The sequence below is a fragment of the Brenneria sp. g21c3 genome (genome assembly GCF_040240345.1).
GTDB lineage: Bacteria > Pseudomonadota > Gammaproteobacteria > Enterobacterales > Enterobacteriaceae > Brenneria.
Window position 1 is genome coordinate 458,773 of the sequence record NZ_JBEIAB010000003.1, and the last position, 9,036, is coordinate 467,808.

10 protein-coding genes are annotated in these 9,036 nt (G+C 57.7%); 2 read left to right on the plus strand and 8 right to left on the minus strand.

The annotated features are described in order from the left end of the window. Positions 1–11 precede the first annotated feature (11 nt). The 7 genes from ABRZ28_RS07280 to pspA all read right to left on the minus strand — a co-directional run bounded on the left by ABRZ28_RS07280 (position 12) and on the right by pspA (position 6,805). Entirely contained in the window at positions 12–1,055 is a 1,044-nt protein-coding gene (locus ABRZ28_RS07280; RefSeq protein WP_330519867.1) for a TIGR01620 family protein, read from the minus strand. Next, the gene (locus ABRZ28_RS07285) at positions 1,052–2,449 is read right to left on the minus strand and encodes a YcjX family GTP-binding protein (protein WP_330519868.1); all 1,398 of its coding nucleotides are present in this window, start codon (positions 2,447–2,449) and stop codon (positions 1,052–1,054) included. The genes ABRZ28_RS07280 and ABRZ28_RS07285 overlap by 4 nt, the downstream gene beginning before the upstream one ends. 28 nt (positions 2,450–2,477) lie before the next feature. After that, a complete protein-coding gene (locus ABRZ28_RS07290; RefSeq protein WP_330519869.1) occupies positions 2,478–3,077 on the minus strand; it encodes a DUF2339 domain-containing protein in 600 nt (199 codons plus the stop codon). Continuing rightward, the gene (locus ABRZ28_RS07295; RefSeq protein ID WP_330519870.1) at positions 3,070–5,217 is read right to left on the minus strand and encodes a DUF2339 domain-containing protein; all 2,148 of its coding nucleotides are present in this window, start codon (positions 5,215–5,217) and stop codon (positions 3,070–3,072) included. Before ABRZ28_RS07295 ends, ABRZ28_RS07290 begins: the two co-directional genes overlap by 8 nt. 205 nt (positions 5,218–5,422) lie before the next feature. After that, entirely contained in the window at positions 5,423–5,785 is a 363-nt protein-coding gene (gene pspC / locus ABRZ28_RS07300; RefSeq protein ID WP_319602322.1) for an envelope stress response membrane protein PspC, read from the minus strand. Then, on the minus strand, positions 5,782–6,012 hold the full coding sequence (pspB, locus tag ABRZ28_RS07305) for an envelope stress response membrane protein PspB (protein ID WP_319602321.1): 231 nt from the start codon (positions 6,010–6,012) through the stop codon (positions 5,782–5,784). Before pspB ends, pspC begins: the two co-directional genes overlap by 4 nt. Before the next feature lie 127 nt (positions 6,013–6,139). Next, positions 6,140–6,805 (minus strand): phage shock protein PspA, encoded by a 666-nt coding sequence (gene pspA, locus ABRZ28_RS07310; protein WP_319602320.1) that lies wholly within the window; start codon positions 6,803–6,805, stop codon positions 6,140–6,142. Between the two features lie 242 nt (positions 6,806–7,047). On the opposite strand from pspA, the gene pspF reads away from it, so the two are divergent. Then, positions 7,048–8,043, plus strand: coding sequence for a phage shock protein operon transcriptional activator (gene pspF / locus ABRZ28_RS07315; protein WP_330519871.1), 996 nt, complete (start codon positions 7,048–7,050; stop codon positions 8,041–8,043). Between the two features lie 27 nt (positions 8,044–8,070). Continuing rightward, positions 8,071–8,625, plus strand: coding sequence for a GNAT family N-acetyltransferase (locus ABRZ28_RS07320; protein WP_330519872.1), 555 nt, complete (start codon positions 8,071–8,073; stop codon positions 8,623–8,625). A 171-nt stretch (positions 8,626–8,796) separates the two neighbouring features. Here ABRZ28_RS07320 and ABRZ28_RS07325 read toward each other — a convergent pair. Continuing rightward, positions 8,797–9,036, minus strand: a 240-nt coding sequence (locus ABRZ28_RS07325) for a hypothetical protein (RefSeq protein ID WP_330519873.1), incomplete at its 5' end; no start/stop codon positions are given.

Consider the following 9,036-nt stretch of genomic DNA (forward strand, 5'->3'; position numbering starts at 1 on the left):
CCGGATAGCCGCTATTTTGTTTTTTGCAGCGTGGCCTTCACCTGCCCGATGAGTTCACGTCGGAAATCGCCCAGACGCGGTTTGTCGTCCAGCCAGGGCAGCGGCCGGCACAGCTCCATGGCTTTTATACCCAGGCGGGCGGTCAGCAAGCCGGCGCCGATCCCCTGCGCGGCGCGCGCCGACAGTCTGGCCGCCAGATCCTGCGACATCCAGTCCATGCCGATCTCCCGCACCAGTTCGGATGCGCCGGCGAAAGCGATATTCAGCAGCACCAGCCGGAAAAGGCGGATACGGCTGAAATAACCCAGTTCGATGCCGTAGAGCGATGCGATACGGTTGATCAAGCGCAGGTTTCGCCAGGCGATAAAGGCCATATCGACCAGCGCCAGCGGACTCACCGCAATCATCAGGGTTGATTCGGCCGCGGAACGGCTGATTTCCCGCCGCGCCTGGCTATCCAGCACCGGCTGAACCAGACGGGCGTACAGCTCAATCACTTCGCGGTCATTGTGCGTTTCGTGCAATGACGCCTGCCAGCGCTGCAACGCGGGGTGTCCGTTATCCAATCCCGCCTGGCGCGCCAGTTTTTCGCAAAACTCGCGCCCGCGGCCGATACCGTGGCTATGCAGCAGATCGCGGGCGACATCCCGTTCTTCCGCGCGCTGGCGCAGACGGTAAAGGCGCCGCCACTCAACGGCGATCGATCCCACGCCGGCGGCGACAATCAGGCCGCCGGCCGCAATGCCGCCGAGCGCGATCCAGTCCTGCTGAACCCAGGAAGAATGCAGCGATTGCACCCCCTGCGCGATGGCGCTGACGCCGAACAGCGCCGCCCCGGCCATCACCATGCGCCGCCACAGGCTGCGTTTCGGACGCAAAGCCACGCTGACCGCCTCTTCCGCCGCCCCTTCTTCCGGCACTTCCTGCTCGCGGCTGACCGGCGCGAAATGTTGCGCATCCTGTTCGTCAAACGCTACGCCGGCGCGCAACTGCGGCTGAGGCTCCGCCGGCGAGGCCTGATCAAAAGTCATACGCGGTTTCAGTGGTTCGTTCATCGCAATTTATCTCCCAATAAAAACTCCATTACCGAATCCAGACGGATATGGGGCAACGGGGTGTCCACCGTCATTTCCCGCGGACGAAACTGATCAAAATGAAAGCCCTGATCCTGCCAGAACGCGGCGCCGGGCAGTCGGGCGGGAACGTCGCCGGGATAAATGGTCAAAGGCTGACCATCGCTCAGGCGGTTGCCCTTCAGCGCCGGAATTTTCTGCCCCTGATGATCAACCAGGCCGCTTTGCGTCGACTGAACCGAAGCAATGCCGGCGCAGTCCATGCTGATGCCTTCAAAAGCGGCATTCTGCCAGGCCTCCTGCACCAACTGCTGAAGCAGCGACACCAGATTGGCATGTTGATCGGCGGTAATGTGATCCGATTTGCTGGCGGCGAACATCAGCTTGTCGATGCAGGGCGAAAACAAGCGGCGGAACAGCGTGCGCTTGCCGTAATGAAAACTTTGCATCAACTGGGTTAACGCCAGACGCATATCATTGAAGGCATGCAGACCGCTGTTCAGCGGTTGCAGGCAATCCACCAGGACGATCTGGCGATCGAATCGGATGAAATGATGTTTATAGAATCCTTTCACCACCGACTGACAATAATAATCAAAACGCTGTCTCAGCATGCCGATATTGGTTTTGACGTCCGCCTGCGCCAGTTTGGCTTCCCCTAATTTATCCACCTGCGGCCACGGGAAAAATTGCAACACCGGCGCGCCGGCCAGATCGCCCGGCAGGACAAAACGCCCAGGCTGAATGAAGTGCAACCCTTCCTGCTTGCAGCGAATCAAATAGTCGGTATAAGCCTGCGCAATCGCCGCCAGTTGATTTTCATCCGCCGGCGCCAGCGGATCGAGCGATTCGCACAGCGTCAGCCAGGGTTTGGCCCACTCGGCGCGATCCCCTTGCAGCAGCCCCGCCATCTGGCGCGACCAGCCCAGATAGTTCTGTTCAAGCAGCGGCAAATCCAGCAGCCATTCTCCCGGGTAATCCACAATTTCCAGATACAGCGTGGACGTATCTTTGAAATGGCGCAGCAGCGAATCATTGGAGCGATAGCGTAGCGCCAGGCGAATTTCGCTGACGCCGCGCGTCGGCGTCGGCCAACTGGGCGGCGTGCCGTACAACGACGCCATGCCTTCGTCATAGGCGAAGCGCGGGATGCCGAGATCGCGTTGCGGCACGCGTTTCGCGCCCAGCAAGCGCCCTTCGCGCACGGCGGAGAACAGCGGTAAATGCGCGCCGCTGTGTACATTGAGCAACTGATTGACGAACGCCGTAATAAACGCGGTTTTTCCGCTGCGGCTTAACCCGGTGACCGCCAGCCGCAGATGGCGATCCACGCTGCGGTTAACCAGTGAATTAATCTCATTTTGTAATCGCTTCATTGGATAAACCATGACCCCTTTTTTGGTTTTATTCGGCGGTTGGCCGCTGTTTAGGCGGCAATGGCGCAAAATAGCCGACAATCAAGATAAGGATCGCCACGCCGATAAAGGCTACCGCGCGCGCCAGACCGCCGCCCCCGGCGCTATCCACCAGAAACAGTTTGCCGATGGTGATCGCCAGCAATAGCGCCCCGGCTAACCAACCGCCTCTGAGCTGTCGGCGCGTCGACCATACCATGCAGACCAGCGCCGACAGCGTCCACAACAGCGCGAAGCTGGTTTGCGCCAGACGAGAATCCCACAGCGCGTCGCCCGACCACGGGATCGGCCCATACCAGGCCAGCGACCTGAGCAGCACGCCGTTCAGCAACCAGAAACTCAATAGCCACAGCGCCAAACGGCATCGCGCCCGCAGAACGCTATCCGGCGCGGACGCGGCCGGCATGCGGCGCTGCCAGAGGATCAGCGCGGCTACGCTAAGCGCCATGCCGGCCTCCAATGGATTAACCAGCGGCAGATAAAATGCGTTGCCCGCGGACCCGGCAATCTGTCCGTCCAGCAGATTGGCGGCGGCCAACAGCGTAAACAGCACCGCGACCAGCGGCGTCAGACCGATCCGGTTATACAACGGAGCCCAGACGGTCAGCGGCCACAAGCGGTGACGCGATGATGATGACCGACAGCAGCGCAAACGTCAGCACCGGCCGCCCTTCTTCCACCGAGGCCGGGATTAACGGATACAGATACTGCGACGCCAGCAAAAACAGAAAACCGACCAGCAGCCAGAACAGCGAAAGGTGAAATCCCTGCGTCAGCCGTAACGGCAGCGTTTTTTCATGGCGATAAAGCAGCCAGTAGGCGATTGCGAAACTGATCAGCCAGCTTCCCAGCGCGATAAGCTGTCCGCCGAAATTCAGTTGCAGGAACGACGGATAATCGACATCGATAATTTGCTGTGACAGCGCCAGGGCGATGGCGCCCCACAGCAACCAACAGCCGTGACGCAGCGCCGCCCAGTCGAGACGTTTCCCCACGGCGTGCCAGACGAGCGCGGAAGCCGCGACGCTCAGCAGCGCCAGCGGCGTATACAGCAACGAATGTAACTGCCAGGCCGTCAGCGAGCGGTCGACCGCATACAGCAGCCAGGCTAGCCAGCTAACGATACCCAGAATAAAAAATCCCTGGCTCAGCGCGCGCCAGTGCGTTTCCACCTGACGATGGCGTAGCCAGCACAGGCTGGCGCACAGCGCGGCGATCGCCATAATGCCGGCGATGAACAAAAATGACGAGGTCGACAGCGTCTCGAAAAACAGCGCATACCCGGCGGACAGTACCCCCAGCAGCATAATGGCCGCGCCGCTCCAGCCCATACGCCGCTGCTGTTGGTACAGCCCGGCCCACAATACGCACAATCCTTCCAACAGCCAGGTCATTGACGTCCATTGGGCGGAAAAAGCCAACGGCACCGCCAGCGTCAGAAAGCACGCGCCCAGCGCCAGCGAGAACAATCCCATGCGCGGCGTTCCGGCCCGGCGCTGCGCGCCCAACGCCAGATAAAACAGCCCGTAGCCCAGCGCCGACAGCGCCGGGCCATAGGTCCAGCGTTGCGTGATCAGATATTGAATGCCGAAACCGAGCAACGGCGGCGCAAATAGCAAAATGCCATCGACAATCTGCTTGCCCGCCTGCTGCTGACGCAGGGAAAACAGCAGCGCGCCCACGCCGAAGATCAGAATATTGACGATCAGAAATAGCTGACTGCTGAGGTAGTCATCCGGCTGATAATGACCCGCGCCCCAGAGCATCGCCACGCCGAAGGTAAAAATCAGCCCCAGCAGATTTAGCTCTCGCCAGGACTGACGCGCGCTGATGGCCAGAATGCCCAGCGACAGCAGCAGATAATAGGAAAACAGCACGACATGGCTTCCGTCGCCTGCCGATAACAGGAGCGGCGCCAGATAACCGCCGGCGCTGGCCAACATGGCCAGACTTAATGAGCGCTGTACTACCGCCAGCCCGACGCTGGCGGCGCAAATCACTAACAGCAGCGCGAAAGCCGACGTATAGTGCAGCAGCAGATAGAGACGAAATGCGCCGAAGACCGTGATATACAGCGCCCCGACCGCGCCGCCCTGTAATATCAGGGCATATAGCCGTTGTCGATGACGCAGGCGCCAGCCAAACGCCAACAAACCGCCGCTGATTAACGCCGCGATCCCAAGCCGCCATTCAAGCGCCAGCATATCGCGCTCGATGGTGTATTTCATCAAATACGCCAGGCCGAAAAACAGCAGCAAAATACCAATCTTGGCCAACGGATTGCCGCGCCACAGCCAGCCGGCCAGAGCAGCAATCACGCCGGAATGCGATTCGACATCACGAGTCGGCGCATCGTCGGCCTGCGCCGCCGCCACGGCGGCGACAGGCTGAATGTCGCTGCGCTCGGCGATGATCGCAGCGTTTTCAGGCGCTTTCGTCATCCGCTGCATCGGCGGCCGGCTCATCGCCATCGCCGATTTCACCAGCGCCGCCGCCTTCGCCTGCGCATCTTCCGCGCCTTTAACTGCGACAGACGGCTGGTTCAACTGCGTAACCCGCGCCGAGACGCGGGTCAGTTCGGCACGCAGTTGGGCGACGGTTTGTTCCAGTCGCTCGGTTTGCCGCTGGTTATGCGTACCGCGCCTGTATGCCGCCGCCACGATGATCGGCATCAAGATGACGTAGAGCAGCACAATAACCAGGCCGATCGCAAACCATGAATCATCCATGAAGCACCTTCTTAAATGAGTTGAAACGAATGATGCGGTTGTACACGAATTTAGGATAGCCCACAATCCGGCGTCGCCGCCGATGTTGCAGGCAAGATAAGATACGACGCGATATTATCGTCTGACATTCGGCCCGTTGGACAAGCGGATAATATCGACGTCGTCATATTCAAGACGCCATGGCGCCGTCGGCCATGAGCGAGTATTAAAGCTGGCGAAAGCGATTCTCTACGCCAAACGTATCGGAGGTGACGTAACGTTCGATATTGCGCAAACGCTGTTCGCTGGCGCTCAACGTGGCATCGGCCTCATTCAGCAGTTGGTTCGGCGTCCGGGATGGCGTCTCGTCATTGAAACTGCCCGCCGGCGCGGGATCCAGCACGAAAGTCAGGACGATATACGCCACGATGGTAAAGAAAAACAGGCCGAAAAACAGCGACAGTACCGCAATCACGCGCAGCAATTTAACCGGCACGTCGAAGTAGCGGGCCAGCCCGGCGCAGACGCCTTTCAACATCCCCTCTTCCGGTATGCGATATAAGGTTTTACCTGACCATGTATTTTTCATTGTGATTTTCTCCAGTCCGGATGTTCCGCGTCCAGAATTTCTTCAAGTGCCTGAATACGTTCACGCATGCGACGGGACTCTTCCGTCAGCTTCGTTAAACGCTGCATGTCGCCTTGTCCCAGTTGAGCATTGTTTTGCTTACGCTGACTGTAGTGCAGCCAAAGCCATATCGGCGCCACAAAAATCAGAAAAATGGTCAGCGGTATGGCAAGAAACAAAGCACTCATCGTGTCTCCTTAATTATTATGTTGCCGGGTCGCCCGTCACCCTTCGCGTCGCTGACGATATTCGCCGACGGCATGAAAGCGACGGACAAGGTATGGCTGCCGCCGACCTCGACGACAGCCCGCCCGGTTATTCTGCTGGTTTTACTTTAGCTTTAAGCGCCGCCAGTTGCGCGCTGATTTCATCATCCGCTTTCAATTCGGCGAATTGCTGATCCAGCGATTTTTGCTTACCCAGCCCTACGCTTTCCGTTTCCGCTTCAATAGTATCGATACGGCGTTCGAACTGTTCAAAACGCGCCAGCGCTTCGTCCAGCTTACCGCTGTCCAACTGACGACGCACATCGCGTGACGAGGATGCCGCCTGGTGGCGCAGCGTCAGCGTTTGCTGACGGGCGCGGGTTTCGCTCAGTTTATTTTCCAGCTCGCCGATTTCGCGCTTCATCCGCTCCAGCGTTTCTTCCACGCTTTCCGCTTCGTGCTGCAACACCGCGATCAGATCCGTCAGCTTCTGTTTTTCAATCAGAGCGGCGCGGGCCAGATCGTCTTTATCCTTACGCAGCGCCAACTCGGCCTTTTCCTGCCATTGCGCCTGTTGCGTGTGGGCTTGTTCGATGCGGCGGGCGATTTGTTTCTTTTCCGCCAGCGCGCGAGCCGAGGTGGAACGCACCTCAACCAGCGTATCTTCCATTTCCTGAATCATCAGCCGCACCAGCTTCTGCGGATCTTCGGCTTTATCCAGCAAGGCGTTAATGTTGGCGTTCACGATGTCGGCAAAACGAGAAAAAATACCCATAATCACATCCTCTTAATGATTTCCGGCGTCTGATGACGCCTGATTTTATTCTCACCCCGCGGTCAACCGTCAGTGGTGATATGGCAAACTTAAGTCGCACAGAGTCTTTCAAGAAGCGTGCCAATTTTTATTTGTTCATAACGTGTTGAAAAATATGGGATGGAAAGTTTTGACTATTTTTCAATACCCGATAGATTAGTCAAATAAACCAACTGTTGGTAAAAATCACACGGTGGATGCTCATGGCGCAGGAAAAAGAGAATCTCTTAGGCGAAGCAAACAGTTTTCTTGAAGTGCTGGAACAGGTTTCGCAATTGGCGCAGCTCAATAAGCCGGTGCTGGTCATTGGCGAACGCGGCACCGGTAAAGAGCTGATCGCCAGCCGTCTCCACTATCTCTCGCCCCGTTGGCAAGGCCCTTTTATTTCGCTCAACTGCGCCGCGCTGAACGAGAATCTACTGGACTCGGAACTGTTCGGTCATGAAGCGGGCGCCTTTACCGGCGCGCAGAAACGCCATCTGGGTCGTTTTGAACGCGCCGACGGCGGCACGCTGTTTCTCGATGAACTGGCCACCGCGCCTATGCTGGTACAGGAAAAGCTGCTGCGCGTGATTGAATATGGCGTACTGGAACGCGTCGGCGGCGGGCAATCGTTACAGGTGGACGTCCGGCTGGTGTGCGCCACCAATGACGACCTGCCCGCGCTGGCGGCCAGCGGAAAGTTCAGGGCCGATCTTTTGGACAGGCTGGCGTTTGATGTCGTCCAGCTACCGCCTTTGCGTGAACGTCAGCAAGACATCATGTTGCTGGCTGAACATTTCGCCATTCAGATGTGCCGTGAGCTGCATCTTCCCCTGTTTCCCGGCTTCACCCCGCATGCGCGCGACACGCTGCTCGCCTACCCCTGGCCGGGCAATATCCGCGAACTAAAGAACGTGGTTGAACGTTCGGTTTATCGGCACGGCGGCAGCGAACTGCCGCTGGACAGCATTATTATCAATCCCTTTCGCAAAAAGACGCCGCTGAGCGAGGATCACGCGCCGTCGGCGCTGACGGGCGATTTACCTGATTTCCCATTGGATATGAAACAGTGGCAGCGCGTTCAGGAACAGACGCTGCTGGAACAGGCGCTGGCCAAAGCGCGCTTCAATCAGCGTAAAGCGGCGGAATTGCTGGGACTCACCTATCATCAGCTACGCGGTTTGCTGAAAAAACATGACATCAGCGTGAATGAATAAGCTGTACGAACTCAATTGGACATTCAAATGATGCAACCCTTGTTATCAGAACGATTAATTCTGCGCCAGTGGCAAGCGGCCGATCGCGCCCCCTTCGCCGCGATTTGCGCCGATCCGCAGGCGATGGAATTTCTTCTGCCGCTACCGACGCCAGACGACAGCAACGGATGGATTGATCGGCAAATCGCGCATCAGGCGACCCACGGCTTTTGCTTTTGGGCGCTGGAGGATAAAACCACCGGCGATTTTATCGGAGCGACGGGCCTTGTCCGTGTCGGCTATGAAGCGCACTTCTCGCCCGCCGTCGAGATAGGCTGGCGCATTGCCCGTCCATACTGGGGAAAAGGATATGCGCCGGAGGCCGCGCGCGCCGCGCTGGCATTCGGCTTTCAGCAATTGAAGCTGGATGAAATCGTCGCCACCACCGTCGCCGCCAATGTGAACTCACGCCGCGTCATGAGCAAGCTGGGCATGACGCATGATGCCGCCGACGATTTCGACTATCCACGGGTGCCGGACGGACATCCGCTTAAATCGATAATGTTATATCGGCTGTCGCGCGAGCGGTGGATGAAGAGTTAGCGTCGATATTTTCAATATCGAATGCCATACGTCGCTATTCCCTACCCAACCCATAAACGGCTGGCCGTCTATCATCCCTTGCACATAATCCGCGTCGTTTAAAATCGGCTCTTCCCCCTTCAGCGCCAGACTCTCTGGCGGCGGGTGATATTTTTATGCTGTAGCCAAATGTCAGTAATAATGCCAATACTCATCATCCCATAATAATTTCGCGCTGGGCAGCGGCGGCTTGCTGGTATCCTTCGGCGAATACCATTTCCCCTGACGCATTAATTCCTTTTCCCGCTTCGCCGTTATTTTCTTTAAGTTTATCCATTTGGGATGACGCCAGCCGAATACCTGAAATATTTCCTCCGCCAGTTTGCAGGCAGTTCCCGCATACGCTTTATAGTCACCATAAAAAAACAGCCC

Bases quoted from the DNA above. Each gene is read 5' to 3' on its own strand.
- ABRZ28_RS07280 (WP_330519867.1), bottom strand. From the start codon at position 1,055: ATGAACGAACCACTGAAACCGCGTATGACTTTTGATCAGGCCTCGCCG.
- ABRZ28_RS07285 (WP_330519868.1), bottom strand. From the start codon at position 2,449: ATGAAGCGATTACAAAATGAGATTAATTCACTGGTTAACCGCAGCGTG.
- ABRZ28_RS07295 (WP_330519870.1), bottom strand. From the start codon at position 5,217: ATGGATGATTCATGGTTTGCGATCGGCCTGGTTATTGTGCTGCTCTAC.
- pspC (WP_319602322.1), bottom strand. From the start codon at position 5,785: ATGAAAAATACATGGTCAGGTAAAACCTTATATCGCATACCGGAAGAG.
- pspB (WP_319602321.1), bottom strand. From the start codon at position 6,012: ATGAGTGCTTTGTTTCTTGCCATACCGCTGACCATTTTTCTGATTTTT.
- pspA (WP_319602320.1), bottom strand. From the start codon at position 6,805: ATGGGTATTTTTTCTCGTTTTGCCGACATCGTGAACGCCAACATTAAC.
- pspF (WP_330519871.1), top strand. From the start codon at position 7,048: ATGGCGCAGGAAAAAGAGAATCTCTTAGGCGAAGCAAACAGTTTTCTT.
- ABRZ28_RS07320 (WP_330519872.1), top strand. From the start codon at position 8,071: ATGATGCAACCCTTGTTATCAGAACGATTAATTCTGCGCCAGTGGCAA.